We start from the raw sequence: 26,823 nt of genomic DNA on the forward strand, positions 1-26,823 counted from the left end.
CGATTCGCCGAACTGCCCGTCAAAAGCCCGCTTCGAGCGGGCTTTTTTGCGTCTGCACGTGTCGCGCGCGGCACGCGACCCGACACAAGTCTTTCATCGCGCACTTTTTTCCGCGACAATCGGTCGGCCCGGCTGCGGACGACGCGCCGGGCGCACGACACCAATCATTCGAGAGAGGGCCGTCTTCCCCATGACCGCTACCCGATTTGCGGCGCGCGCGCGTGCGCGCCGTCCGCTCTTATGCGCGCTGACCCTGTGCGCGCTGTCGTTCGGCATTCCGCCGGCCGCGCAGGCCGCGGTGCTGACCCCCGAGCAAACCGCCGACCTGTATCTCGGCGCATTCGTCAATGGCGACGTATCGAAGGCCGAGCAGTTCAACGAGGCAACGCGCACGCACTTCGACGGCAAGGGCGTGCTCGACGTGGCGGCAGTTGCGAAGCTCGCCGACAAGGTGGGCGAGGCGATCGTCGCCTCCATCCTGGACAAGGTGCCGGCGCCTGTGCGCGCAACGGTGAGCGGGCCGACCACCGCGGCGATCGAGTCATTTCAGCATGCACTCGCGCGTTCCGAGTGCCAGGCTACCGGCTCGACCCGGAAACCGGACGCATCCGTGGAGGGCGAATCGATCGCGACGGTCGAATTCGCGTGCCGCGTCGCCGAGGTGGAGCCTGGCTTGCGGGCGCTGCGGGAGAAGGTCGACGAGCCGCGCTCGGAGGACGACAACGCGCGCGCGGCATACCTCGCGACGTTCTTGAACGGCATGGTACCCGTGTTCGACCACGCGCAGACGAGCCGGCCGATGACGGGCCGGATCGATCTGCATGGCGCGGACGGCAAGGGCTGGATCATGGATTCCCCCGCTCAGGTGCTGCGGCCGGTCGTCAACGCGCTGATGAGCCAGATGCGGGAGGCGAACGGCGACGCCGGCGAGTAATCGGCAGCATTCGGGCCGTCGTGCACGTTTGCCGGCGCGCCGGACATTCGAACGGGGACATCGACGATGAACGCTTTCACGCGAGGGCTGCTGGTTGCCGCAGCCGTGGTTTCGATGGGGGGCGCGGCGGCCGCGAATGCCGTCGCGGCCGAACCGGCGTCGACGCCGGCTGCGCCGACTGTGTATCCGGCGGTAGAGCGGTTGCTTGCCGATTTGCGCACGCGCTCGACGCCCGGCCAGTATGCGGCGGTGGCCGGCGCGATTCACGCGTCGGCGGCGTTGGCCGGCCAGCTGAACGAACTGGTCGATGCGGGGCTGCTGACGCGCATCGCGGTCGACAGCGGCGAACCCGCGCTCGGCAGGACGTCCGGCGCGTTGCGCAACGGGAGCGTCTGGATCCTGACGCCGGCCTTCGTCGACAGTCAGGCGCCGCGACGCTTGTCCCACGTCGTGCATGACGGCGACATCCTGCCGGACAACATGGTCTTCGCGCTCGGCTACATGGCGTGGCGCGCGAAGCACGATACGGATCTCGGCCGCGAAGCCGCCGCGTTGCGCGCATCGGGCGACAGCCCGGACGAGAAGAAGCGGCGCTGGATCGAGCTGAACACACGGATCGACGCCGGCGGCTTCATCCAGGGCTGGAACGACACGGTCGATGCCGCCACGGCGCAGCACGGCGGCCAGCCGGTCGGTATCGCACAGGTCGTGCCGATGCTGATGAACCTGCGCTATCGCGGCCCATTGATCAAGGCGATCCAGGCGACGCCGCCGTTGCGGGTCACCGCGACGACCTTCTCGTTCGATACGGCCAGCATCGACGCGCTTGCGCTGGCGCTCAAGGGTTCCGGCGTCATCGACATCGAGCCGTTCAACGCGGCGCGCTGACGCGCTTTACCACCCACCCCAGCGCGCCGCCAGCGCCGCGAGCACGGCCGCGCCAGCCGTCTCCGTGCGCAGCACGCGCGGCCCGAGCGACAGCGCGGTGAACCCGCGTGCGCGCGCTGCGTTTTCCTCGTCGGGCGACAGCCCGCCTTCAGGCCCGATCAGCAACGTGACGGTTGCCGCAGGCGGCGCGTCGGGCAGCGATGCGAACGGAATGCTCGCACGCGGCGACAGCAGCAGCCGCAGCTCGCCGTCGGCCGGCGTGGCAGGCAGCGTATCGAGCCATGCGCCGAAGCCGCGTACCGCCGCGACGTCCGGCACACGGTTGCGCCCGCACTGTTCGCACGACGCGCGCACGACACCGCGCCAGTGCGCGACGCGCTTGTCCGCCCGTTCGCCGGACAGCTTCACGACGCCGCGCGCGGTCGACAGCGGCACGACCGCCGCCACGCCGAGCTCGACGGCCTTCTCGATCACCCAGTCCATCTTGTCGCCGCCGGCGATGCCTTGCGCGAGCGTCACGCGATAGGGCGGCTCGGCTTCGACGGGTTCGAACGCCTCGATCTGCGCGAGCGCGTTGCGCTTGTCGATCTCGACGAGCCGCGCGCGGTACTGCCCGCCCGTGCCGTCGAACAGCGCGAGCACATCGCCGGGCTGCAGCCGCAGCACCTGCGCGTGGCGCGCGACCTCGGCCGGCAGCGCGAGCGTGGCGTCGGCGCGCAATGCCGCGTCGACGAAAAAGCGCGGCACGGCCGCGGTGGTGGTGGCTTCGTTCATGCGTGTGGCGGTGTCGGTCATGCGTCGAGGCGGCACCCGAGCGCCCAGCGGTAGCCGTCGAGATCCTCGATCTGCGCGAACCGGTCGCCCCAGAACTGATCCTGCGGCGCGCTCAGCGATTTCGCGCCCGCGTCGAGCGCGCGCTGCCAGGTGGCGTCGACGTCGTCGACGTACAGATAGAACGATTGCGGCGCGACGGCGTTTGCGCGCTTCGGCGTCAGGGCCTTCGAGCCGAACGCGCCCTCGGGCGCGAACATCACGATCAGCTGGCCGCGATAGGTCATCTCGACGTGCATGATCGCGCCGTCCTCGTCGTGCACGTCGCGCAGCTCGAAGCCGAATGCGGCCTTGAAGAAATCGATGGCCGCGCGCACGTTGCGCACGGCCAGGTACGGCGTCAACCAAGGCACGTCGGCCGGACGTGGATCGGTCATGAAAATCTCCTGTTTTCGCGGTCGAACGGTGCGTTGCGGCGCGGTCGGTCGAGTGGCGTTCGCTGCATCCGGGTCGTTCCGGCTCCGCGTTTCGCACGCGAACCGTGCGAAGCCTCGAAGGAGTGCGGAGCGATGCGGCCGTCCGGACGTTCAGCGGCGAACGCCCAGTGTATCGCGCAGCGCGCGCGGCAGGGCAAAGAGGGCCGCATGAAGTCGCGCATCGTAGTAGCGCAACCCCTGCACGCGGCGCGCAGCGAGCCGCTCGTCGACGTCGTGCGCGAACAGCGCGGCCGCATCGAGCGTGTCGCTCGCGATCGCCATCAGCCACTGCGAGCCATACAGCGGCACGTGCGCGGACAACGGATCGACGAACGCGAAACTCGCGCGCAGGTCGTCGAGCAGCGCGGCGATGCGCGTCGCATGGAACACCGGCGAGCCGAGATGCATCGAGATCGCGCCGCGCGGCGTGAGGATCCGCTTGAGGCGGGCGTAGAACGCCCGCGTGTAGAGGCCGGCCGCCGGCGAATCGGGCGGCGTGAGGTCGAACACCACGAGATCGAAATGCTCGACGGTCGACGCGACGAAATGCGCGGCATCGCCGATCACCACTTCCACACGCGGGTCGTCGAGCGCGCCCTGGTGCACGTCGTCGAGATAGCGGCGCGCCATGCCGACCACCTCGTCGTCGAGTTCGGCGATCACGATCCGTTCGATGCATGCGTGCTTGAGCAACTGCCGCGCGGCGCCGCCGTCGCCGCCGCCGAGCACGAGCGCCTTGCGCGGCGACGGATGCGCGAGCGCGGCCGGGTGCGTCATGCATTCGTGATAGACGTACTCGTCGCCGACCGACGTCATCGGCCGGCCGTCGAGCGTGAACAGGCGGCCGAGCTGCGGGGTGTCCCAGACTTCGATCTGCTGGTGCGGGGACGCGACGTGCGCGAGCCGCCGCGCATTCGGGAAGCCGTAGGTGGCGTCGGGCGTCGGGTGAAAGAGAAGGGTGGTACTCACGGGCAGGCCGCTGGGGGCAGGCAGTTCCGACGCCTGAATTATAGGCGGCGGCCGGTCTGGCGGAAAACCGTGCCGGAACACGACGCGCCGACAAGGGAAATGCCGCCCCATCTGTTAAAATGACGAGCTTTGCAGCCCCGTCCGTAGGCTCCGTCCGCTTCGCGTCCGTCAGGCGCCGCACCGCGCGCCGGGAACGATCGACGCTCGAGCTTCCGGATGCCGCCGTGCCCCCGTTTCCTCGACTCGTTCTCCGGACTCGACATGACGACTTCGTCTCCCGCCTCCACCACCCTGATGGCCAACGCGATCCGTGCGCTCGCGATGGACGCCGTCCAGCAAGCGAACTCCGGTCACCCCGGCATGCCGATGGGCATGGCCGAAATCGGCGTGGCGCTCTGGTCGCGCCATCTGAAGCACAACCCGGCGAACCCGCACTGGGCCGACCGCGACCGTTTCGTGCTGTCGAACGGCCACGGCTCGATGCTGCTGTACTCGCTGCTGCACCTGACCGGCTACGACCTGCCGATCGAAGAGCTGAAGAACTTCCGCCAGCTGCACTCGAAGACGCCGGGCCACCCGGAATACGGGATCACGCCGGGCGTCGAGACGACCACCGGCCCGCTCGGCCAGGGTCTCGCGAACGCGGTCGGCATGGCGCTCGGCGAAGCGCTGATGGCCGACGAGTTCAACCGTGACGGCGCGAAGATCGTCGATCACCACACGTACGTGTTCCTCGGCGACGGCTGCCTGATGGAAGGCATCTCGCACGAAGCCTGCTCGCTCGCGGGCACGCTGAAGCTGAACAAGCTGATCGCGCTGTACGACGACAACGGCATCTCGATCGACGGCGACGTCGTGAACTGGTTCCACGACGACACGCCGAAGCGTTTCGAGGCGTACGGCTGGAACGTGATCCCGAACGTGAACGGCCATGACGTCGACGCGGTCGACGCGGCGATCGCGAAGGCGAAGCTGTCGGACAAGCCGACGCTGATCTGCTGCAAGACGGTGATCGGCAAGGGCGCGGCGACCAAGGCCGGCGGCCACGACGTGCACGGCGCCGCGCTCGGCGCGGAAGAAATCGCGAAGACGCGCGAAGCGCTCGGCTGGAAGTGGGAGCCGTTCGTGATTCCGCAGGAAGTCTATGCGGCATTGGACGCGAAGGAAGCCGGCAAGCGCGCCGAGACCGAATGGGACGCGACGTTCGCGGCCTATCGCGCGAAGTTCCCGGCAGAAGCCGCCGAATTCGAGCGCCGGATGGCCAACAAGCTGCCGGCCGACTGGGCCGAGAAGGCTGCCGCGATCATCGCCGGCGCGAACGAGCGCGCCGAGACGGTCGCGACCCGCAAGGCGTCGCAGCAGGCGATCGAGGGCCTCGCCGCCGCGCTGCCCGAGCTGCTCGGCGGCTCGGCCGACCTGACCGGCTCGAACCTGACCAACTGGAAGGCGTCGAAGGCCGTGCGCGCGAATCCGGAAGGCGCGGGCGTGCGGCTCGGCAACCACATCAACTACGGCGTGCGCGAATTCGGCATGAGCGCCGCGATCAACGGCCTCGCGCTGCACGGCGGCCACAAGCCGTTCGGCGGCACGTTCCTGACGTTCTCCGACTACAGCCGCAACGCGCTGCGCGTGGCCGCGCTGATGAAGGTGCCGTCGATCTTCGTGTTCACGCACGATTCGATCGGCCTCGGCGAAGACGGCCCGACGCACCAGTCGATCGAGCACGTGTCGAGCCTGCGCCTGATCCCGAACCACGACGTCTGGCGCCCGGCCGACACGGTCGAGACGGCCGTCGCATGGACCCAGGCGGTTGCCGCCGACCGTCCGTCGAGCCTGATCTTCAGCCGCCAGAACCTCGCGTTCAACCCGCGTACCGATGCGCAGATCGCGAACATCGAGAAGGGCGGCTACGTGCTGAAGGACTGGGACGACGAAATCGTCGCGCGCAAGATCATCCTGATCGCGACGGGCTCGGAAGTCGAACTCGCGATGAAGGCCGTCGAGCCGCTCGCGCAGCAGGGCATCGCGGCGCGCGTCGTGTCGATGCCGTCGACCAACGTGTTCGACCGCCAGGACGCCGAATACCGCGAACGCGTGCTGCCGCACGGCGTGCGCCGCGTCGCGATCGAAGCGGGCGTGACGAGCTTCTGGCACAAGTACGTCGGCCTCGAAGGCGGCGTCGTCGGGATCGACACGTTCGGCGAATCGGCGCCGGCCGGCGTGCTGTTCAAGTACTTCGGCTTCACCGTCGAGCACGTCGTCGAGACCGCGAAGGCCGTGCTGGCCTAAAAGCATACGCGACGCGCGCCGCCCGATGCGCGCGTCGCACCGTGAAGCTGCACGAAACGAATTTTTTCAGCCATCAGGAGATAGACCATGACGATTCGCGTCGCAATCAACGGCTACGGCCGTATCGGCCGCAACACGCTGCGCGCGTTTTATGAAAACGGCAAGAAGCACGATATCGAGATCGTCGCGATCAACGATCTGGGCGATGCGAAGACCAATGCGCACCTGACCCAGTACGACACCGCGCACGGCAAGTTCCCGGGCGAAGTGTCGGTCGACGGCGACTACCTCGTCGTGAACGGCGACAAGATCCGCGTGCTCGCGAACCGCAACCCGGCCGAACTGCCGTGGGGCGAGCTGGGCGTCGACGTCGTGATGGAGTGCACGGGCTTCTTCACGACCAAGGAAAAGGCGAGCGCGCACCTGAAGGGCGGCGCGAAGAAGGTGATCATCTCGGCGCCGGGCGGCAAGGACGTCGACGCGACGATCGTCTACGGCGTGAACCACGACGTGCTGAAGGCCGAGCACACGGTCATCTCGAACGCATCGTGCACGACGAACTGCCTCGCGCCGCTCGTCAAGCCGCTGAACGACAAGATCGGCCTCGAAACCGGCCTGATGACGACGATCCACGCGTACACGAACGACCAGGTGCTGACGGACGTCTACCACGAAGACCTGCGCCGCGCGCGTTCGGCCACGCACAGCCAGATCCCGACGAAGACGGGCGCCGCATCGGCGGTCGGCCTCGTGCTGCCGGAACTGAACGGCAAGCTCGACGGCTACGCGATCCGCGTCCCGACGATCAACGTGTCGATCGTCGACCTGTCGTTCATCGCGAAGCGCGACACGACGGTCGAGGAAGTCAACGCGATCATGAAGGAAGCATCGGAAGGCGCGCTGAAGGGCATCCTCGGCTACAACGACGCACCGCTGGTGTCGATCGACTTCAACCACAACCCGGCTTCGTCGACGTTCGACGCGACGCTGACCAAGGTGTCGGGCCGCCTCGTGAAGGTGTCGAGCTGGTACGACAACGAGTGGGGCTTCTCGAACCGCATGCTGGATACGGCCGTCGCATTCGCGAACGCGAAGTAATCCCGCACGTCGCGCGGCCGCCGCAACGCGGCCGGCGCGGCGGACGAACCCGGCCCGGGGTTTCCCGGCCGGGTTTTTTATTGCCCGCCGTTCGCCGTCACGTGTTCGATCGCGGCGACGAACGCGCGCTTCAGCGGGCTGTCGAGATCGGTCCACGCGAGGCCGATGCCGCTGCGATGACCGGCCAGGTCGAGCGGCCGCGCGAGCACGTTCGGCGGCAGCGCGCTGGCCGCTTCCGCCGGGATCAGCCCGATCCCCATTCCCGCCGCGACGAGCGCGAGCATCGTCGTGAATTCCCCGAACTCCTGCGCGATCTCGAGCGTCGTGCCCGCGCGGCTCAATGCGAGCAGCATGTCGTCGTGAAAGCCGGGTGCGTAGCGGCGCGCGAGCACGAACGCGGGGTGGCCGCGCAATGCGGCGGGCGAAATCGCATCGCGCGCGGCGAGCGGATGGCCGAGCGGCAGCGCGACGACGAAGCCTTCCTCGAGCACCACGCGCATGTCGATGCCCGCATACGCGGCCGGCAGCCGGATCATGCCGAAGTCGATCCGCCGGTCGCGCAGCGCGGCGATCTGGTCGGGCGTCGGCATGTCCTTCAGTTCGAGCGCGATCAGCGGATAGCGCTCGCGCATCGTGCGCAGCACGGCCGGCAGCAGCGCCGGCAATACCGACGACACGAACGCGATGCGCAGCGTGCCGATTTCGCCGCGGCTCGACAGCCGCGCCATCTGTTCCGCGCGTGCAGCCTGCTGCAGCGTCGCCCGCGCTTCGGGCAGGAACACGCGCCCCGTGTCGCTCAGCTCGACCTTGTGCCGGTCGCGCTCGAACAGGCGTGCGCCGAGTTCCGTCTCGAGCGCCTTGATCTGCATGCTGAGCGCGGGCTGCACGATGCACAGGCGCTGCGCGGCGCGCCCGAAATGCAGCTCTTCGGCGAGCGTGACGAAGGCGCGCAATTGCTTGAGTTCCATGGGGGCGGGCACGAAAGGACGGTAATCAGTTTTCATGATAACCGGATCAAGAAAGACCATTGGCGCGGCGCCCCGGTTGCGGCGGAAGATACCGTCGATGCGAGACCGGCCGCGACGGGTAGCCGGCTCGACGGGTACGAGGAGACATCCATGACTGACACGCTTGACCGGTTCCGCCTGGACGGCCGCCGCGCGCTGATTACCGGTTCCGGCCGCGGGATCGGGCTGACGCTTGCCCGCGGGCTCGCGGAGGCGGGCGCGGCGATCGTCATCAACGATCGCAATGAAGAGAAGGCCGCGACGCTCGCGCGCCAGTTTCGCGACGAAGGCTTCGCGGCCGACTACACGGTGTTCGACGTCGCGGAGCACGCGCAGGTGCGCGCGGCGGTCGACGACTTCGAGGCGCGCGTCGGCGCGATCGACATCCTCGTGAACAACGCGGGCATCCAGCGCCGCGCGCCGCTCGACGCATTCGACCCGGACGACTGGCATGCGCTGATGCGCGTGAATCTCGACGGCGTGTTCAACGTCGCGCAGGCCGTCGCGCGGCACATGATCGCGCGCGGCCACGGCAAGATCATCAACATCTGTTCGGTGCAGAGCGAGCTCGCGCGGCCGACGATCGCGCCGTATGCGGCGACCAAGGGCGCGGTGCGGATGCTGACCAAGGGGATGTGCGCCGACTGGGCGCGTCACGGCATCCAGGCGAACGGCCTCGCGCCCGGCTATTTCGAGACCGAGCTGAATCGTGCGCTGGTCGACGACGCGGCGTTCTCCGACTGGTTGTGCAAGCGCACGCCGGCCGGCCGCTGGGGGCAGGTCGACGAGCTGTGCGGCGCGGCGATCTTCCTCGCGTCGGCCGCGTCCGATTTCGTGAACGGCCAGACGCTGTTCGTGGACGGCGGGCTGACCAGTGCCGTCTAACGAGGAGAGAGTCATGCGTATGCGTTGCATGTGTGTCGTGATCCACGGGCCGAACGACCTGCGGGTCGAGGAGCGGGACGCGGGCGAGATCGGCCCGGGCCAGGTGCGCGTCGACGTCGCGATGGGCGGCATCTGCGGCTCCGATCTGCATTACTTCCGGCATGGCGGGTTCGGCGCGATCCGGCTGCAGCAGCCGATGGTGCTCGGCCACGAGGTCGCCGGCACGGTCGCGGAAGTGGCGCCGGACGTGACGTCGGTGAAGGTCGGCGATCGCGTCGCGGTCAATCCGAGCCGGCCGTGCGGCGCGTGTCGCTACTGCCTCGAAGGGCTGCCGAACCAGTGTCTCGACATGCGCTTCTACGGCAGCGCGATGCGCATGCCGCACGTGCAGGGCGCGTTCCGCAACGCGCTCGTGTGCGACGCGGCGCAGTGCGTGAAGGTCGCCGATCACGTGCCGCTGTCGCTCGCGGCGCTCGCCGAGCCGTTCGCGGTCGGGCTGCATGCGGTGTCACGCGCGGGCGCGCTGATCGGCAAGCGCGTGCTCGTGTCGGGTTGCGGGCCGATCGGCGTGCTGGCGGTCGCGGCGGCGCGCGTGCACGGCGCGGCGGAGATCGTCGCGACCGACGTCGTCGACGCGCCGCTGGACGTGGCGCGCGCGCTCGGCGCGGACCGCACGATCAACGCAGCGGCCGATGCCGGCTGGGTCGAGCGCTACAGCGCCGACAAGGGCACGTTCGACGTGGTGATCGAATGTTCGGGCAATGCGCGCGCGCTACGCGACGGACTGGACGTGATGCGTCCGCGTGGCGTCGTCGTGCAGCTCGGACTCGGCGGCGACGTGAGCCTGCCGCAGAACGTCGTGGTCGCGAAGGAGCTGTCGATCTGCGGGTCGTTCCGCTTTCATGCGGAATTCGCGCTGGCGGTGCAGCTGATCAACGCGGGGCGCGTCGACCTGCGGCCGGCCGTCACGCGCGTGTTCCCGATGCGCGATGCGAACCTCGCGTTCGAACTGGCGGGCGACCGCCAGCGTGCGATGAAGGTGCTGATCGATTTCGCGAACGAGGTCGCGTGACGGTGCGGCGTCGGCGCGTCGCGACGGCTGCGGCATCTTTGGTGAAAAGGCACGCCCGCGATGCGCGGCGCGTGCCTTGTTCGTCGTGCGGCGCAAACGGGTCGCCGGCCTGCCGCATTACTGCGTGACCCGTCGCGTGCCGACACGTTGCGATGCGAGCCACAGCGCGATCAGCACGCCCGACAGCGCGGCGCCCGCGACGCACACGCCGCGCCAGCCGTCGAGGCCGTACGCGACGCTCGCCGCGAACGACCCGAACGCGCCGCCGATGAAATAGCTCGTCAGGTAGATCGTCGTCACGCGGCTGCGTGCGTTGCCCGCGAGCGCATAGATCACGCTCTGGTTCGAGATGTGCATGCCCTGCACGCCGACGTCGAGCAGCAGGATGCCCGCGATCAGCGCCGCGAGCGAATGCGAGCCGGTCGCGATCAGCGCGAACGACGCGAGCACGGCCGCCGCGAACAGGCCGGTGGCCGCATTGCCGTGGCCGCGATCGACGAGCCGGCCGGCCGACGTCGCCGCGAGCGCGCCGACCGCGCCGACGATCCCGAACAGGCCGATCTGCCCTTCCGAATAGCTGTACGGCGGTTGGCTCAGCAAAAACGTGAGGCCCGTCCACAGCAGGCTGAAGCACGCGAACACGAGCGCACCGTAGGTCGAGCGCAGCGCGATCGGCGGCTGCGCGCGCACCAGCGCGACGAGCGACTTCATCAGCGCCGCGTAGTCGACGTGCGCGTCGCGGCGATCCTTCGGCAGCTTCACGGCGAGCACGGCGGTCAGCGCGAGCACCATCGCGGCGGCGATACCGTACACCGCGCGCCAGCCGAGCCAGTCGGCGATCGCGCCGGCCGCGACGCGCGCGAGCAGGATACCCAGCAGGAGCCCGCTCATCACGGTGCCGACCGCGCGGCCGCGCGAGCGTGCGTCGGCGAGCGACGCCGCGAACGGCACGAGCAGCTGCGTCGAACAGGTGACGAAGCCGACCGCGACGTTCGCGACGACGAACATCGTGAAGTTCGTGCTGGACGCGACCGCGATCAGTGCGACGACGTTGAGCATCAGCAGCCGCACGATCAGCGTATGGCGATTGACCGCGTCGCCGAGCGGGACGATCAGCAGCAGGCTGGCCGCATAGCCGAGCTGCGTCAGCGTGACGAGATAGCCGAGCTCGGTCGGCGCGCGCCCGAAGCTGTGCGCGATCGCGGCGAGCAGCGGTTGCGCGTAATAGATGTTGCCGATGACGATGCCGCACGCGCATGCGAACAGCAGCGTCATGCCGCGGGTGAGGGGAGGGTGATCGTCGTGATGCGGTTCCATGGTCGCGAAAGACAGCGGCGCCGGCCGGCGGCACGGGGCCGTCGGTTGCGCGGGGTGACGGAAATCGGGGGCCGGCGTCGACGGATCGGCGGTGAGCCGAAGCGCGCCGGGCGGATCGCGGCCGGACCCAGATCGGGCGGGCGGCGGATCGCCGTGCGGCGGGCGCTGGCAGGGCGGGCCCGGGCGTGCCGCTTCCGTGCGGCGACAGCGGCGCTGCACGCAAGCGGATGTGCGTATGATGCGGGTATCGATTCATAGCGTCCAAGACTGGATCGTTATGGTCTCTATTGGTAAAACCAATACGTTGGTTGCGATGCTTCTCCGTCACATCCGCTATTTCCTGGCCGTCGCCGAGCAGCGCAGTTTCACGCGCGCGGCCGATGCGCTGCACGTGTCGCAGCCGACGCTGTCGCAGCAGGTCCGTCAGCTCGAGGAAACGCTCGGCGTGCAGCTGTTCGACCGTTCGGGCCGCACGGTGCGGCTCACCGAATTCGGCGAGGTCTATGCGCGGCATGCGCGCGCCGCGCTGCACGCGCTCGATGCCGGGCAGCGCGCGCTGCACGACGTCGCCGATCTCGGCAGCGGCTCGCTGCGGCTCGCGATGATGCCGACGTTCGCGGCTTACCTGAGCGGCTCGCTGATCGACGCATTCCATGCCGACCATCCGAACGTCGCGCTGACGATCGACGCGATGCCGCAGGCGCGCATCGAGGCGCTGCTCGCCGACGACCGGCTCGACGCCGGCTTCGCGTTCATGCCGCCGCGCGCACCGGACATCGACGCGCTGCCGCTGTGGGACGAGCCGCTCGCGCTGGTGACGGGGCGCACGCACCGCCTCGCGCGCCGCCGCCGCGCGCTGACGCCGGCCGAGCTCGGCGGCGAGCCGCTGGTGCTGCTGAGCCGCGCGTTCGCGACGCGCGAGCGCATCGACCGGTATTTCGTCGAGCACGGCGCGCGGCCGTCGATCGCGATCGAGACGAATACGGTCAGCGCGGTGCTGGAACTCGTGCGGTGCGGCCGGCTCGCGACGGTGCTGCCCGACGCGGTCGCGCGCGAGAGCGGCGACCTGTGCGCGCTGGAGATCGATCCGCCGCTGCCGACGCGCACGGCCGCGCTGCTCACGCGCAAGGGCGCGTACCGCAGCGTCGCGGCGCGCGCCTTCATCGAGCGCGTGCTCGCCTATCGCGATTCGTCGGAACGGTGACCGGCGGGCCGGCCGGACGGGCAGGCGGCGGCGCGGGGGAATTACGCGCCGGGCGTCGGGAAGAACACGCCCGCGCGCTGCGCGGCGTTCGCGATGTGCGTTTCGATCGCGATGCCGGCGGTGGTCGCATCGCGCGCGATCAGCGCGTCGACGATCGCGCGGTGCTCGTGCCACGTCGACAGCAGCAGTTCGCGACGATAGAACGGCATGCGCTGGCTTTCCTTCATGATGTCCGCGCTGCTGCGCAGGATGGACTCGATCGCCGCGTTGCCGGCCAGATGGATGATCCGCATGTGGAAGTCGAAGTCGAGCCGCGAGGCTTCTTCGAGTGCGTTCTCCGTCAGCGCGACGTGCAGGTCGGCGAGGTTGTCCTCGAACCACGCGATGTCGTCGTCGCTGACCACGCGCGCGGCCATCCGCGCGGCGAAGCCTTCGAGCGCATAGCGCATCTGGTAGGTGTCGGGCGGCGACGACTGCTCGGCGAATTGCCACGGATGCGCGGCCGACGCCTGCGCGCTTTCGACGTACACGCCCTTGCCCGCGCGGATGCGCAGCATCCCGAGCGCCTCGAGCGTCGACAGTGCCTCGCGCAGCGACGCGCGGCTGATTTCCAGCTCCTCGGAGAGCTGGCGCTGGGCCGGCAGCAGGCTGCCGACCGGGTACACGCCTGTCTCGATCCGGTCGCGGATCGTCGCGATGGCGGTGTCGGTCACGGTATGCGGAACATTTTTCATGGTGTGAACGATGGCCGGTCTGACCGGCATTGTAATCCGCCCGCGAGAGGTGCACGACCGCCTACGGGAAAGCCACGATCCGCCCCTTTCCAGGGTGCCGCAAGCCCGTGCGCGGGGGCGGGAAATCCCTATTTTGTTCGTCCTTGACGCCACTATATCGGCTTCCTACTATCCCCCATAACATCACTGGTCTTACCAGTATGAACAGACGAAACTGCAACCGTTGGATCGGGAGAGCGCCGTGTCGAAATTCCTCAATTCGCTGTTTGGCCGGGTAGTCGTCGCATTAATCCTGGGGGTCGCGCTCGGCGCGTTCTTCCCGCACTTCGCCGAGTCGCTGCGTCCGCTCGGCGACGGCTTCCTGAAGCTCATCAAGATGGTCATCGGCCCGATCGTGTTCTGCGTCGTGGTCAGCGGCATGGCCAATGCGGGCGACTTGAAGAAGGTCGGCCGGGTCGGCCTGAAGGCGGTCGTCTACTTCGAGGTGATGACGACGCTCGCGCTCGGCATCGGGCTCGTCCTTGCCTGGGTCACGCGCCCCGGCGTCGGGATGAACATCGACCTGCGCTCGCTCGACGCGGCGTCGCTGTCGACGTACGCGAAGAACGCCGAAAGCCTGAAGGACACGGCCGGCTACCTGATGAAGATCATCCCCGAGACGGCGATCGACGCGTTCGCGAAGGGCGACATCCTGCAGATCCTGGTGTTCGCGGTGCTGTTCGGCTCCGCGCTGTCGCTGCTCGGCGACAAGGCGCAGCGCGTCAATTCGCTGATCGAGGAGCTGTCGCACGTGTTCTTCCGGATCATCGGCTTCATCATCAAGCTCGCGCCGCTCGGCGTGCTCGGCGCGATCGCGTTCACGACCGGCAAGTACGGCGTCGCGTCGCTCAAGCAGCTCGGCTACCTGGTCGCGGTGTTCTACCTGAGCTGCTTCGTGTTCGTCACGGTCGTGCTCGGCGCGGTGATGCGGCTCGCGGGCTTCTCCGTGTTCAAGCTGATCCGCTATCTGCGCGAGGAACTGTCGATCGTGCTCGGCACGGCGTCGTCGGACGCCGTGTTGCCGCAGGTGATGAGCAAGCTCGAATACATGGGCATCAAGGATTCGACCGTCGGCCTCGTGATTCCGACCGGCTATTCGTTCAACCTCGACGGCTTCTCGATCTACCTGACGCTCGCGGTGCTGTTCATCGCGCAGGCCACCAACACGCCGCTGTCCACGCACGACCTGATCGTCGTGCTGCTCGTGTCGCTCGTCACGTCGAAGGGCGCGCACGGCATCCCCGGCTCGGCGATCGTGATTCTCGCGGCGACGCTGTCGGCGATTCCCGCGATTCCGGTGCTCGGCCTCGTGCTGATCCTGCCGGTCGACTGGTTCGTCGGCATCGCCCGCGCGTTGACCAACCTGATCGGCAACTGCGTGGCGACAGTGGTGGTCGCCGTGTGGGAGAACGACATCGACCGGGCCCGCGCGAAGCGCGTGCTGAACCGCGAGCTGCGCTACGTGGCCGATGCGCCGGGCGGCGCCGCACCGGTCGCCGGCGACCAGGCTCACGCGCTCTGAACACGCCGCTCGCGCGGCGCGGCTTCCCCGGCCGCACCGCGCGACCGAACTTCATGCGACCGGCGCGCCGATGCGCCGGCGCTTGTCAAAAAAATGGAGACGACATGGCAGCCCCCATCCTCGATCCGAACGCGCCGGCTTTCACGCGGCGCTACATGAACCTCGCCGACCCGCGCCTGGGCGCGCAGGCGCTCTTCGCCAGCGACGAATTCTTCGCGCCGAAGGAGCGCATGCTGAATCCCGAGCCGGCCGTGTTCATTCCCGGCAAGTACGACGACCACGGCAAGTGGATGGACGGCTGGGAAACCCGCCGCAAGCGTACGACCGGCCACGACTTCTGCGTGGTCCGGCTCGCGCGGCCGGGCGTGATCCACGGCGTCGATCTCGATACGAGCCACTTCACCGGCAACTTCCCGCCGGCCGCGTCGATCGAGGCCTGCGCGGTGGGCGGCGACACGCCGCCGGACGACGCCGCGTGGCGCACGATCGTTCCCGCGACGACGCTGCAGGGCAATGCGCATCACTACGTGAGCGTCGACGATGCGCAGCCGGTCACGCATCTGCGCGTGAACCTGTATCCGGACGGCGGGCTCGCGCGGCTGCGCGTGTACGGCCAGCCGCAGCGCGACTGGCGCCGCGTGCCGGCCGGCGAGCTCGTCGATCTCGCGGCGATCGAGAACGGCGGCTATCTGGTGGCCGCGAACAACCAGCACTTCGGCCCGGCCTCGCAGATGCTGATGCCGGGGCGCGGCGCGAACATGGGCGACGGCTGGGAAACGCGGCGCCGCCGCGAGCCCGGCAACGACTGGGCGATCGTCGCGCTCGCGCGGCCGGGCATCATCCGGCGCGTCGAGGTCGATACGGCGTTCTTCAAGGGCAATTTCCCCGATCGCTGCTCGCTGCAGGCTGCGCACGTGACGGGCGGCACCGACGACTCGCTCGTCACGCAGGCGATGTTCTGGGCCGAACTGCTCGGCGAGCAGAAGCTGCAGATGGATCACGTGCACACGTTCGACTCGCTCGCGGCGCTCGGCCCCGTCACGCACGTGCGGTTCAACATCTTCCCGGACGGCGGCGTGTCGCGCCTGCGTCTGTGGGGCGAGCCGGCTTGAAGGAGGGCAGCGGCATGAGCGGCACTCCCATCCTGCGCGTCGAGCGCCTGACCCGCGAAGCGTTCGCGCCGTTCGGCGACGTGATCGCGCTCGAAGGCGCGCGGCATTTCCCGATCAACGGCGGTACGACCGAGCGCTTTCACGATCTCGCGACGATCGACGTGTGCGCGGACGGCGGCCGGCCGCTCGTCAGCGTGTTTCGCGCGCAGCCGCGTGCGCTGCCGGTCGCGGTCACGCTGATGGAGCGTCACCCGCACGGCAGCCAGGCGTTCATCCCGCTCGCGGCGGTGTCGCGCTACGCGATCGTCGTCGCGCCGGCCGGCGAATTCCGGCCCGACGCGATGCGCGCGTTCCTGGCCGAAGGCTGGCAGGGCGTCAATTATGCGAAGGGTGTCTGGCACCATCCGCTGCTCGCGCTCGACGCGGTCAGCGATTTCGTGATCGTCGATCGCGGCGGGCCGCAGCCGAACTGCGACGAGATTCCGCTGGAGCGCCCGTGGGCGCTCGATTTCGAGTCGGCCTGCGCGGGCGTCGAAGGGCTTTCGTAAGCATCCCGGGCGCGCGGCACGCTCGCCCAAAAAAGCAGACGGCCCGGGCGGCGAGATGCCGGCCGGGCCGTGCTGCGTGCGCGGGTGGCGCGAGTCAGTGCTTGCGGTGCGGGCAGTTCTCGGTCGTGCACGAGCCGTACATCGCGAGCGAATGCTCCTGGAGCCGGAAGCCGCGCTCCTTCGCGATCGCCTGCTGGCGGCTCTCGATCTCGGCGTCGAAGAATTCCTCGACGCGGCCGCAATCGAGGCACACGAGGTGGTCGTGGTGCGAACCTTCGTTCAGCTCGAACACCGCCTTGCCGGATTCGAAGTTGCTGCGCGTGAGCAGGCCGGCCTGCTCGAACTGCGTGAGCACGCGGTAGACGGTCGCGAGCCCGATGTCGAGCTGCTCGTTGAGCAGGTTGCGGTAGACGTCTTCGGCCGTCAGGTGGCGCACGGGGCTCTGCTGGAAGATCTCGAGAATCTTGAGGCGCGGTAGGGTGGCCTTTAGCCCGATATTCTTGAGATCCGTCGGATTGGTCATGGCTAGGCATCCCTAGAGTACAATGCAGGGCTTCAATGTTACCGGCTTTTCGCCGTTCCAGATATACGCGCGGCCTGCACGCGGGCCAGCACGGTGAAGGAAATGATCCCAGAATCGCTTTCGCACTTTCAGAGGAGTCGCATGCGGAGTGCCATCATCGCTGCCGCCGCCGTTGTCGCGCTGGCGGGTTGTTCGTCGTACGACAGCGTGACGCAGCGCATTGCGCAGAGCATCACGCCGTATCGGATCACCGTCGTGCAAGGCAACTTCGTGTCGCAGGAGAAGGCCGCACAGTTGCAGGTCGGGATGACGCGCGAGCAGGTCCGCGCGCTGCTCGGCACGCCGCTGCTGGCGGACATGTTCCACGCGGATCGCTGGGATTACCTTTTCTACTTCAAGCGCGGCTCGACGTCGATCGTCCAGCAGCGCGACCTCGTGGTCAATTTCTCGGGCGATCGCGTGGCGAGCTGGACCGGCGCCGACAACCTGCCGTCCGAGCTCGACCTGCTGGCCGACATCGACGGCGACCGCGGCGGCAAGAAGGCGAAGGCCGCTGCCGCGGCGAAGAAGGCGTCCGAAGCCGCCGCCGCGAGCGCCGCGGAGGCTGCCGCTGCCGCGAACCCGGCCGCCAGCCCGGCCACGGTGCCGGCGTCCGCCGCGGCGGTCGACCAGGATGCGAACGCCCAGGCGGCGCGCGCGGCGAACCGCGCGACCAACCAGGTGTCGGGTCAGGGTTCGGGTTCGCGCCGCTTCACGCCGGCCGCACAGGCCTCGGGCGGCGCGCCGGTGCCGGGCGGCCAGCCGCCGGGCGCCGCGCCGGCGATCCAGCCGCAGTTCCAGTTCCATCGTCCGCCGCAGCCGAACGTGTCGAACGAGGCGTCGCCGCCGGTCGGCCCGCAAGGCTCGGACAACCTGCAGAACCAGCCGCTCACCGCCCCGGCCCAGTAAGCGGCCGGCGTGCGGAAACGGGGCGGCATGCGCCGCCCGCCTTTAGACCTGTCGTGTAGAAAGCCATGAAGATTGCGATTGCCGGCGCATCGGGCCGAATGGGCCGGATGCTGATCGAAGCCGTACTCAACGACGCCGACGCGCAGCTCGTCGGCGCGCTCGACCGCGCCGGTTCGCCGTTCCTCGGCCAGGACGCCGGTGCGTTCCTCGGCAAGGACACCGGCGTCAAGCTGACCGACGACCTCGACGCCGTGTTCGCGCAGGCCGACTACCTGATCGATTTCACGCGGCCGGAAGGCACGATGGCCCACATCGAGGCCGCGCTGCGCCACGACGTGAAGCTCGTGATCGGCACGACCGGCTTCACCGCCGAGCAGAAGGCTGAATTGCAGGCCGCTGCGGCCAAGCTCGGCATCGTGTTCGCGGCGAACATGAGCGTCGGCGTGAACGTCACGCTGAAGCTGCTCGAATTCGCGGCGAAGCATTTCTCGCACGGCTACGACATCGAGATCATCGAGGCGCATCATCGCCACAAGGTCGACGCGCCGTCGGGCACCGCGCTGATGATGGGCGAGGCCGTCGCCGGCGCGCTCGGCCGCTCGCTCGACGATTGCGCGGTGTACGGCCGCCACGGCGTGACGGGCGAGCGCGATCCGTCGTCGATCGGCTTTGCCGCGGTGCGCGGCGGCGACATCGTCGGCGACCACACCGTGCTGTTCGCCGGGATCGGCGAGCGCATCGAGATCACGCACAAGTCGTCGAGCCGCGTGTCGTACGCGCAGGGCGCGTTGCGCGCGGTCCGGTTCCTGTCGGCGCGCGGCGCCGGCCTGTTCGACATGCAGGACGTGCTCGGCCTGCGCTGACCCCGCGAGGAAACTCCGATGGCGATTCCCACCGGCGTTGTCCACTACCTCGAAAGCGGCGATGCGATCACGCACGCCGTCTCCTATGTGCTGCTGGCGATGTCCGTCGCCAGCTGGTGCTTCCTCCTCATGAAAGCCTGGCTGCTGGTCCGCGCGAAGCGGCAGGGGCCGCGCGCGCTTGCCGCGTTCTGGCGCGCGCCGTCGCTCGACGCGGGGATCGCCGCGCTCGCCGGCGCCGATCGCGAGCGCGTATTCGTGCCGCTCGCCGAAGCCGCGCGCGACGCGGCCGGCGACCACGACCCCACCGCGCTGGCCGCGCGCGTCGAGCACGGCGAGCGCGTGCTGCGCGCGTTGCGTCATGCGATGCTGCGCTCGCAGCGGCGCCTCGAATTCGGCCAGGTGCTGCTCGCGTCGATCGGCAGCACCGCGCCGTTCGTCGGGCTGCTCGGCACCGTGTGGGGCATCTATCACGCGCTCGGCAGCATCGCCGCGAGCGGGCAGGCGCAGATCGAGAACGTCGCGGGGCCGGTCGGCGAGGCGCTGATCATGACCGCGTTCGGGCTGGTCGTCGCGATTCCCGCGGTGCTCGCGTACAACATCCTCGGCCGGCTCGTCCGGCAGCTCGCCGAGGAACTCGACGGCTTCGCGCGCGATCTGCACGTGTTCGTGTGCGCACAGGGCGCCTGACGCGCCGGCTCCGGAGGAACGATCATGGCATTCGGCGGACTGGAGCATCACAAGACGTCCGCGCCGATGGCGGAGATCAACATGACGCCGCTGATCGACGTGATGCTCGTGCTGCTCGTCATCTTCATCATCACCGCGCCGCTGATGACGCACGCGATCCGGCTCGACCTGCCGAAGGTCGCGGCGAGCGTCGCGCGCGACACGCCGCAGTCGGTCACGCTGTCGATCGACGATGCCGGCAAGCTCTACTGGGACGACGCGCCCGTCGCGCTCGACGCGCTGCCCGCGCGCTTCAAGGCGGCCGCCGCGGGCGCCGCGCCGCCCGAGCTACGGCTGCGCGCGTCGCGCGCGACGCGCTACGACGTGATCGCGCAGGTGATGGGCGCCGCGCAAGCCGCGGGCCTCACGCGGATCGGCTTCGTGACCGACGTGCCGCCGGCCGGCGCCGCCGGCGCGAAGCCCTGATCCGTCGTCGTTGCGGGCCGCCGGCCCGCGAGACCGGCCGTGCGGGCCCGCACGGGCGGTATAATCGACGTTTTTCCCGGCCCGGAACCGGTCAGCCCGTTCCCGCGCCGGGCACGCACGATTTCGATCCAATCCTGCGCGCGCGCCGTCGCGCCGCCTAAAGCCTAGCCCGAACCACACCATGCACGAGAGATACGTACCCGCCGACGTCGAAGCCGCCGCCCAGGGCGACTGGCGCGCAGCCGATGCCTACAAGACGAAGGAAGATTCGCAGAAGCCGAAGTTCTACTGCGTGTCGATGCTGCCGTACCCGTCCGGCAAGCTGCACATGGGTCACGTGCGCAACTACACGATCAACGACGTGATGTACCGCTATCTGCGGATGAACGGCTACAACACGCTGATGCCGATGGGCTGGGACGCGTTCGGGATGCCGGCCGAGAACGCCGCGATGGCCAACGGCGTGCCGCCCGCGAAGTGGACCTACGACAACATCGACTACATGAAGGGCCAGATGCAGTCGATGGGTCTCGCGATCGACTGGTCGCGCGAGATCGCGACGTGCAAGCCCGACTACTACAAGTGGAACCAGTGGCTGTTCCTGAAGATGCTCGAGAAGGGCATCGCGTACAAGAAGACGGGCACCGTGAACTGGGACCCGGTCGACCAGACCGTGCTCGCGAACGAGCAGGTGATCGACGGCCGCGGCTGGCGCTCGGGCGCGCTCGTCGAGAAGCGCGAGATCCCGATGTACTACCTGCGGATCACGCAGTACGCGGATGAGCTGCTGAACGACCTCGACGGTCTCGGCTGGCCCGAGCGCGTGAAGATCATGCAGCAGAACTGGATCGGCAAGAGCTTCGGCGTGAACTTCGGCTTCCCCTACGAACTCGACGGCGAGCAGAAGCTGCTGCGCGTGTTCACGACGCGCGCCGACACGATCATGGGCGTCACGTTCTGCGCGATCGCGGCCGAGCACCCGCTCGCCACGCGCCTCGCGCAGGACAAGCCGGAGCTGCTCGCGTTCATCGACGAGTGCAAGCGCGGCGGCGTCGCGGAGGCCGACGTCGCGACGATGGAGAAGAAGGGCGTCGCGACCGGCTTCTCGGTCAAGCACCCGCTGACCGGCGAGCCGGTCGAGGTGTGGATCGGCAACTACGTGCTGATGAGCTATGGCGAAGGCGCGGTGATGGGCGTGCCGGGCCACGACGAGCGCGATTTCGCATTCGCGAAGAAATACGGTCTGCCGATCAAGCAGGTGATCGCGAGCGAAGGGCAGACGTACTCGCTCGACGCATGGCAGGAGTGGTACGGCGACAAGGAAACCGCGGTCTGCGTGAACAGCGGCAAGTACGACGGCCTGCGCTACACGGAAGCGGTCGACGCGGTCGCGGCCGACCTGAAGGCCGGCGGCTTCGGCGACAAGCAGGTCACGTGGCGCCTGCGTGACTGGGGCGTGTCGCGCCAGCGCTACTGGGGCACGCCGATCCCGATCATCCACTGCCCGTCGTGCGGCGACGTGCCGGTGCCGGAGCAGGATCTGCCGGTCGTGCTGCCGGAAGACCTCGTGCCGGACGGCTCGGGCAACCCGCTCGCGAAGTCGGAAGCGTTCCTGAACTGCACGTGCCCGAAGTGCGGCGCGGCCGCGAAGCGCGAAACCGACACGATGGACACCTTCGTCGATTCGTCGTGGTACTTCTCGCGCTACACGGCGCCGGACGCCGAGACGATGGTCGACGCGCGCACCGATTACTGGATGCCGATGGATCAGTACATCGGCGGCATCGAGCATGCGATCCTGCACCTGCTGTATTCGCGCTTCTGGACCAAGGTGATGCGCGACCTCGGCCTCGTGAAGTTCGGCGAGCCGGCGAAGAACCTGCTCACGCAGGGGATGGTGCTGAACGAGACGTACTACCGCGAAGACGCAGCGGGCAAGAAGACCTGGTACAACCCGCTCGACGTGACGGTCACGCACGACGACAAGGGCCGCCCGGTCGGCGCGACGCTGAATGCGGACGGCCAGCCGGTCGTGCTCGGCGGCATCGAAAAGATGTCGAAGTCGAAGAACAACGGCGTCGATCCGCAACTGCTGATCGACCAGTACGGCGCCGACACCGCGCGCCTGTTCACGATGTTCGCGGCGCCGCCCGAGCAGCAGCTCGAGTGGTCGGGCGCGGGCGTCGAGGGCGCGAGCCGCTTCCTGCGCCGCGTGTGGAGCTTCGGCTACGCGAACCGCGAAGCGCTCGCCGCGCGCGCGGGCTTCGATGCCGCGGCGCTCGGCGACACCGACAAGGCGCTGCGCCGCGAGATCTACGGCGTGCTGAAGCAGGCCGATTTCGACTACCAGCGCCTGCAGTACAACACGGTCGTGTCGGCCGCGATGAAGATGCTGAACGCGATCGACGGCGCGAAGGGCGCGACGCCCGCCGTGCTGCGCGAGACGTACGGCGTGCTGCTGCGCGTGCTGTATCCGGTCGTGCCGCACGTCACGTTCGAGCTGTGGAAGGCGCTCGGCTACGCGGACGAATTCGGCCCGCTGCTCGATGCGCCGTGGCCGAAGGTCGACGAGGCCGCGCTCGAGCAGGCCGAGATCGAACTCGTGCTGCAGGTGAACGGCAAGGTGCGCGGTGCGCTGAAGGTCGCGAAGGACGCGAGCCGCGACGCGATCGAAGCGGCGGCGGTGGCCGACGAGGCATTCGCGAAATTCAGCGACGGCAAGCCGGCGAAGAAGATCGTCGTCGTGCCGGGCCGCCTCGTGAACATCGTCGTCTGACGGCCGCCGGCCGTCGGACGTACCCAGAAGGAGCGAAGGTGATCCGCAGATCGTTTTTGATGCTCGTCGGCAGCACGGTCGTGCTGTCGGCATGCGGCTTCCAGTTGCGCGGCCAGCAGGACTACGCGTTCAAGCACCTGTTCGTGGCCGGTGCGCCGGCGCCCGTCGAGGCGCGGCTCACGCGCCTCGTCCAGGCCGGCAGCGACACGAAGATCGTCAAGTCGGCGGACGACGCCGACGCCGTGCTGCGCATGTGGGAGTCGCGTGGCCAGAACACGCTGACGCTCAACAAGTACGGCTCCGCGCAGGAATACGCGCTGTTCTACACGCTGAACTACACGCTGACGAGCAAGGACGGCACCGTGCTGATCCCGCCGAGCGCGATCGCGCTGAACCGCGCGATGACGTACAGCGACCAGTACACGAACGCGAAGGCGCAGGAAGCCGACATCCTGTACGGCGACATGCAGAACGACGCGGTCGATCAACTGATGCGGCGTCTCGCGATCGTCCACTCGCTGACGCCGGCGCCGGAAGACGTGGTGCCGGGCGTGGCGCCGCGCGCGCCGCTGCCGCCGCCGCCGCTCTGATCGCGGGCGCACGCAGCGATGCAATTGCGACTTGATGCGCTGGAGCCGCACCTCGCGAAGGGGTTGGCCGGGCTCTATACCGTCTACGGCGACGAGCCGCTGCTCGCGCAGGAAGCGTGCGACCGCATTCGTGCGGCCGCGCGCGCGGCCGGCTTCACCGAGCGTTCGGTGCATACGGTCGAGCGCGGCTTCGACTGGAGCGTGCTGCTCGGCGCGACCCAGGCGATGTCGCTGTTCGGCGAGCGCCAGTTGATCGAGCTGCGTATTCCGTCGGGCAAGCCCGGCAAGGAAGGCGCCGATGCGCTGAAGACGCTCGCCGCCACGCCCAATCCGGACGCGCTGATGCTCGTCACGTTGCCGCGCCTCGACGCGGCCACGCAGAAATCCGCCTGGTTTACCGCGCTCCAGAACGGCGGTGTCGCGCTGAAGATCGATCCGGTCGACCGCGCGCAGCTGCCGAACTGGATCGGCCAGCGTCTGGCGATGCAGGGCCAGCGCGTCGCGCCGGGCGACGACGGGCGCCGCGCACTGCAGTTCATCGCGGAGCGCGTCGAGGGCAACCTGCTCGCCGCGCACCAGGAAATCCAGAAACTCGGGCTGCTGTATCCGCAGGGCGCGCTGTCGTTCGAGCAGGTGCACGACGCGGTGCTGAACGTCGCGCGTTACGACGTGTTCAAGCTGAACGAAGCGATGCTCGCCGGCGACGCCGCGCGGCTCGCGCGGATGATCGACGGGCTGAAGGGCGAGGGCGAGGCGATCGTGCTCGTGATGTGGGCCGTCGTCGAGGAACTGCGCACGCTGCTGCGGATCAAGCGCGGCACGACGGCCGGCAAGCCGCTCGCGACGCTGCTGCGCGAGAACCGCGTGTGGGGGCCGCGCGAGCGGTTGATCGCGCCCGCGCTGAACCGCGTGTCGGAAGCGGTGCTCGAAAAGGCGCTCGCGTTCGCCGCGAAGCTCGACCGGCAGGTCAAGGGGCTCACGGCCGTCGCGCCCGGCCGCCGCACGCAGGACGAACCGCCGCCCGACCCGTGGGACGGGCTGTTCCAGCTCGCGATGACGGTCGCGGGCGAGCGCGGCGAGCGACCGCCGACCGCGGGTCGCGTGCGACGCTAAGTCCCTTCCGGGCCTTCAGCGCGCGCTGCGCAACCCGCTTACAATGCTTCGATGGCAGGCAGCGGCCTGTCGGCCGCCGCCCTGCACGGATGGCTGTCCTGCGGACCGTCGCACCCGGATGGTCGTCCCCCGGATGGCCGGCCCCCGGATGGCCGGCCCCTGCTTCCCCACGAATTCATGCCGCTCCGCGCGGCTCGCTTCTCGAGTCACACGATGGATATCGATCAGTACATGACCGACCTGGGCCGTCGCGCCCGGCACGCTTCCCGCGCGATGGCGCGCGCCAGCACGGCCGCGAAGAACGCGGCGCTCGACGCCGTGGCCCGCGCGATCGAACGCGACGCGCAGGCGCTGAAGGATGCGAATGCGCGCGACGTCGCCCGCGCCCGCGAAAAGGGGCTCGATGCGGCGTTCGTCGACCGCCTGACGCTGTCGGACAAGGCGTTGAAGACGATGGTCGAAGGGCTGCGTCAGGTCGCGTCGCTCGCCGATCCGATCGGCGAGATCGGCAACCTCAAGTTCCGCCCGAGCGGGATCCAGGTCGGCCAGATGCGCGTGCCGCTTGGCGTGATCGGCATCATCTACGAGTCGCGCCCGAACGTGACGATCGACGCGGCCGCGCTGTGTCTGAAGTCGGGCAACGCGACGATCCTGCGCGGCGGCTCGGAAGCGCTTGAGTCGAACGCGGCGCTCGCGAAGCTGATCGGCGAAGGGCTCGAGGCGGCCGGGCTGCCGCAGGACGCGGTGCAGGTCGTCGCGACGGCCGATCGCGCGGCGGTCGGCAAGCTGATCACGATGACCGAATACGTCGACGTGATCGTGCCGCGCGGCGGCAAGAGCCTGATCGAACGGCTGATCAACGAGGCCCGCGTGCCGATGATCAAGCACCTCGACGGCATCTGCCACGTGTATGTCGACGACCGTGCCGATCTCGCGAAGGCGCTGACCGTCTGCGACAACGCGAAGACGCACCGCTACGGCACCTGCAACACGATGGAGACGCTGCTCGTGTCGGGCGGCATCGCCGCGACGCTGCTGCCGCCGCTCGGCAAGCTGTATCGCGACAAGCAGGTCGAACTGCGCGTCGACGCGGCCGCGCGCGCGGTGCTGGCGGACGCGGGCGTCGGCCCGCTCGTCGACGCGACCGAAGAAGACTGGCACACCGAGTATCTCGCGCCGGTGCTCGCGATCAAGGTCGTCGACGGGCTCGACGCCGCGATCGAGCACATCAATCACTACGGCTCGCATCACACCGATGCGATCGTCACCGAGGATCACGATCGCGCGATGCGGTTCCTGCGCGAAGTCGATTCGGCGAGCGTGATGGTCAACGCGTCGACGCGCTTCGCGGACGGTTTCGAATTCGGCCTCGGCGCGGAAATCGGCATCTCGAACGACAAGCTGCACGCACGCGGCCCCGTCGGCCTGGAAGGGCTGACGTCGCTGAAATACGTGGTGCTCGGGCACGGCGAAGGCCGTCAGTAAGTCAACAACGAGGCGCATCACCAATGGCAATGCTCTGGGTCAAGACGTTCCATATCGTTCTGATCGCCGCGTGGTTCGCGGGGCTCTTCTATCTGCCGCGCATCTACGTGAACCTGGCCATGGAGACCGATCCGGCCGCGGTGCGGCGTCTGCTCTTGATGGCGCGCAAGCTGTTCCGCTTCATGACGATGATCGCGGTGCCGGCGCTGGCGTGCGGGCTGTGGCTCTGGCTCGCGATCGGCATCGGGCAGGGGCAGGGCTGGATCCATGCGAAGGTGACGGTGGTGCTGCTGCTCGTGATCTACCACGCGTATTGCGGGCACCTGCTGCGGGTGTTCGAGCGCGGCGAGAACCGCCGCACCGACAAGTGGTATCGCGTGTTCAACGAACTGCCGGTGCTCGGCATGCTCGCCGCGGTCGCGCTGGTGGTGATCAAGCCGTTCTGAGCGGCGCGGCCGGCGGTTACGTCGTCGTCGAATCATGCGCAACGGCGCCCCTCGGGGCGCCG

26 protein-coding genes are annotated in these 26,823 nt (G+C 68.8%); 19 read left to right on the top strand and 7 right to left on the bottom strand.

The features are described 5' to 3' along the window. Nucleotides 1-46 precede the first annotated feature (46 nt). Both WS54_RS15935 and WS54_RS15940 read left to right on the top strand, forming a co-directional pair. Nucleotides 47-934, top strand: coding sequence for a hypothetical protein (locus tag WS54_RS15935; RefSeq protein WP_236872792.1), 888 nt, complete (start codon nt 47-49; stop codon nt 932-934). A gap of 66 nt (nt 935-1,000) precedes the next feature. Next, complete coding sequence (locus WS54_RS15940; RefSeq protein WP_059779154.1) at nt 1,001-1,822, top strand: hypothetical protein; 822 nt, start codon at nt 1,001-1,003, stop codon at nt 1,820-1,822. A 6-nt stretch (nt 1,823-1,828) separates the two neighbouring features. Here WS54_RS15940 and WS54_RS15945 read toward each other — a convergent pair whose 3' ends face one another. The 3 genes from WS54_RS15945 to speE all read right to left on the bottom strand — a co-directional run bounded on the left by WS54_RS15945 (nt 1,829) and on the right by speE (nt 4,038). Next, nucleotides 1,829-2,596, bottom strand: coding sequence for a 16S rRNA (uracil(1498)-N(3))-methyltransferase (locus WS54_RS15945; protein WP_059779768.1), 768 nt, complete (start codon nt 2,594-2,596; stop codon nt 1,829-1,831). Between the two features lie 17 nt (nt 2,597-2,613). Further along, entirely contained in the window at nt 2,614-3,030 is a 417-nt protein-coding gene (locus WS54_RS15950) for a VOC family protein (RefSeq protein WP_059779157.1), read from the bottom strand. Nucleotides 3,031-3,180: 150 nt separating this feature from the next. Next, nucleotides 3,181-4,038 (bottom strand): polyamine aminopropyltransferase, encoded by an 858-nt coding sequence (gene speE / locus WS54_RS15955; RefSeq protein ID WP_034206387.1) that lies wholly within the window; start codon nt 4,036-4,038, stop codon nt 3,181-3,183. Between the two features lie 216 nt (nt 4,039-4,254). Here speE and tkt point away from each other — a divergent pair, with 216 nt between their 5' ends. Then, nucleotides 4,255-6,327, top strand: a complete 2,073-nt coding sequence (gene tkt / locus WS54_RS15960) for a transketolase (protein WP_059779159.1) — start codon at nt 4,255-4,257, stop codon at nt 6,325-6,327. Nucleotides 6,328-6,414: 87 nt separating this feature from the next. Then, nucleotides 6,415-7,425 carry a type I glyceraldehyde-3-phosphate dehydrogenase gene (gene gap, locus WS54_RS15965; protein WP_059500962.1) on the top strand — a complete coding sequence of 337 codons (1,011 nt, stop codon included), beginning with the start codon at nt 6,415-6,417 and terminating at the stop codon, nt 7,423-7,425. Nucleotides 7,426-7,502: 77 nt separating this feature from the next. On the opposite strand, the gene WS54_RS15970 is transcribed toward gap, so the two are convergent. Beyond that, nucleotides 7,503-8,393: a LysR family transcriptional regulator gene (locus WS54_RS15970; RefSeq protein ID WP_059779162.1), complete on the bottom strand. Its 891-nt coding sequence runs from the start codon at nt 8,391-8,393 to the stop codon at nt 7,503-7,505. A 150-nt stretch (nt 8,394-8,543) separates the two neighbouring features. On the opposite strand from WS54_RS15970, the gene WS54_RS15975 reads away from it, so the two are divergent. Continuing rightward, nucleotides 8,544-9,317 (top strand): SDR family NAD(P)-dependent oxidoreductase, encoded by a 774-nt coding sequence (locus WS54_RS15975; protein ID WP_059779164.1) that lies wholly within the window; start codon nt 8,544-8,546, stop codon nt 9,315-9,317. 13 nt (nt 9,318-9,330) lie between these two features. Then, nucleotides 9,331-10,389 carry an L-idonate 5-dehydrogenase gene (locus WS54_RS15980; RefSeq protein WP_059779167.1) on the top strand — a complete coding sequence of 353 codons (1,059 nt, stop codon included), beginning with the start codon at nt 9,331-9,333 and terminating at the stop codon, nt 10,387-10,389. A gap of 117 nt (nt 10,390-10,506) precedes the next feature. Here WS54_RS15980 and WS54_RS15985 read toward each other — a convergent pair whose 3' ends face one another. Then, a complete protein-coding gene (locus WS54_RS15985) occupies nt 10,507-11,706 on the bottom strand; it encodes an MFS transporter (protein ID WP_059779169.1) in 1,200 nt (399 codons plus the stop codon). Between the two features lie 313 nt (nt 11,707-12,019). Between WS54_RS15985 and cynR the strand changes: the two genes are divergently transcribed. Then, nucleotides 12,020-12,910 carry a transcriptional regulator CynR gene (gene cynR, locus WS54_RS15990; RefSeq protein WP_059779171.1) on the top strand — a complete coding sequence of 297 codons (891 nt, stop codon included), beginning with the start codon at nt 12,020-12,022 and terminating at the stop codon, nt 12,908-12,910. Nucleotides 12,911-12,951: 41 nt separating this feature from the next. On the opposite strand, the gene WS54_RS15995 is transcribed toward cynR, so the two are convergent. Further along, nucleotides 12,952-13,674, bottom strand: a complete 723-nt coding sequence (locus WS54_RS15995) for a FadR/GntR family transcriptional regulator (protein ID WP_179950198.1) — start codon at nt 13,672-13,674, stop codon at nt 12,952-12,954. Between the two features lie 211 nt (nt 13,675-13,885). Here WS54_RS15995 and WS54_RS16000 point away from each other — a divergent pair, with 211 nt between their 5' ends. The 3 genes from WS54_RS16000 to WS54_RS16010 all read left to right on the top strand — a co-directional run bounded on the left by WS54_RS16000 (nt 13,886) and on the right by WS54_RS16010 (nt 16,865). Further along, nucleotides 13,886-15,205, top strand: coding sequence for a C4-dicarboxylate transporter DctA (locus WS54_RS16000; RefSeq protein WP_059779776.1), 1,320 nt, complete (start codon nt 13,886-13,888; stop codon nt 15,203-15,205). 104 nt (nt 15,206-15,309) lie between these two features. Then, nucleotides 15,310-16,317, top strand: coding sequence for an allantoicase (gene alc, locus WS54_RS16005; RefSeq protein WP_059779175.1), 1,008 nt, complete (start codon nt 15,310-15,312; stop codon nt 16,315-16,317). 14 nt (nt 16,318-16,331) lie between these two features. Continuing rightward, a complete protein-coding gene (locus tag WS54_RS16010) occupies nt 16,332-16,865 on the top strand; it encodes an ureidoglycolate lyase (RefSeq protein WP_034206395.1) in 534 nt (177 codons plus the stop codon). Between the two features lie 94 nt (nt 16,866-16,959). Here the strand turns inward: WS54_RS16010 and fur are convergent, their stop codons facing one another. Continuing rightward, nucleotides 16,960-17,388: a ferric iron uptake transcriptional regulator gene (gene fur, locus WS54_RS16015; protein WP_006753314.1), complete on the bottom strand. Its 429-nt coding sequence runs from the start codon at nt 17,386-17,388 to the stop codon at nt 16,960-16,962. Between the two features lie 141 nt (nt 17,389-17,529). On the opposite strand from fur, the gene WS54_RS16020 reads away from it, so the two are divergent. The 9 genes from WS54_RS16020 to WS54_RS16060 all read left to right on the top strand — a co-directional run bounded on the left by WS54_RS16020 (nt 17,530) and on the right by WS54_RS16060 (nt 26,761). After that, nucleotides 17,530-18,336, top strand: coding sequence for an outer membrane protein assembly factor BamE (locus WS54_RS16020; RefSeq protein ID WP_059779177.1), 807 nt, complete (start codon nt 17,530-17,532; stop codon nt 18,334-18,336). A 65-nt stretch (nt 18,337-18,401) separates the two neighbouring features. Further along, nucleotides 18,402-19,199 (top strand): 4-hydroxy-tetrahydrodipicolinate reductase, encoded by a 798-nt coding sequence (gene dapB / locus WS54_RS16025; protein ID WP_034206397.1) that lies wholly within the window; start codon nt 18,402-18,404, stop codon nt 19,197-19,199. A gap of 18 nt (nt 19,200-19,217) precedes the next feature. After that, complete coding sequence (locus WS54_RS16030) at nt 19,218-19,886, top strand: MotA/TolQ/ExbB proton channel family protein (RefSeq protein ID WP_034206398.1); 669 nt, start codon at nt 19,218-19,220, stop codon at nt 19,884-19,886. A 24-nt stretch (nt 19,887-19,910) separates the two neighbouring features. Then, on the top strand, nt 19,911-20,351 hold the full coding sequence (locus WS54_RS16035) for an ExbD/TolR family protein (protein WP_059779179.1): 441 nt from the start codon (nt 19,911-19,913) through the stop codon (nt 20,349-20,351). Between the two features lie 181 nt (nt 20,352-20,532). Then, nucleotides 20,533-23,127 (top strand): leucine--tRNA ligase, encoded by a 2,595-nt coding sequence (gene leuS / locus WS54_RS16040; RefSeq protein ID WP_059779181.1) that lies wholly within the window; start codon nt 20,533-20,535, stop codon nt 23,125-23,127. Between the two features lie 38 nt (nt 23,128-23,165). Beyond that, complete coding sequence (locus WS54_RS16045; protein ID WP_006476923.1) at nt 23,166-23,717, top strand: LPS-assembly lipoprotein LptE; 552 nt, start codon at nt 23,166-23,168, stop codon at nt 23,715-23,717. 18 nt (nt 23,718-23,735) lie between these two features. Continuing rightward, nucleotides 23,736-24,830 (top strand): DNA polymerase III subunit delta, encoded by a 1,095-nt coding sequence (gene holA, locus WS54_RS16050; protein ID WP_059779185.1) that lies wholly within the window; start codon nt 23,736-23,738, stop codon nt 24,828-24,830. 213 nt (nt 24,831-25,043) lie between these two features. Then, nucleotides 25,044-26,315, top strand: a complete 1,272-nt coding sequence (locus WS54_RS16055) for a glutamate-5-semialdehyde dehydrogenase (RefSeq protein ID WP_059779187.1) — start codon at nt 25,044-25,046, stop codon at nt 26,313-26,315. Nucleotides 26,316-26,338: 23 nt separating this feature from the next. Beyond that, entirely contained in the window at nt 26,339-26,761 is a 423-nt protein-coding gene (locus tag WS54_RS16060) for a CopD family protein (protein WP_095211718.1), read from the top strand. Nucleotides 26,762-26,823: the final 62 nt, after the last annotated feature.

This window comes from Burkholderia sp. NRF60-BP8, from assembly GCF_001522585.2.
Lineage (GTDB): Bacteria > Pseudomonadota > Gammaproteobacteria > Burkholderiales > Burkholderiaceae > Burkholderia.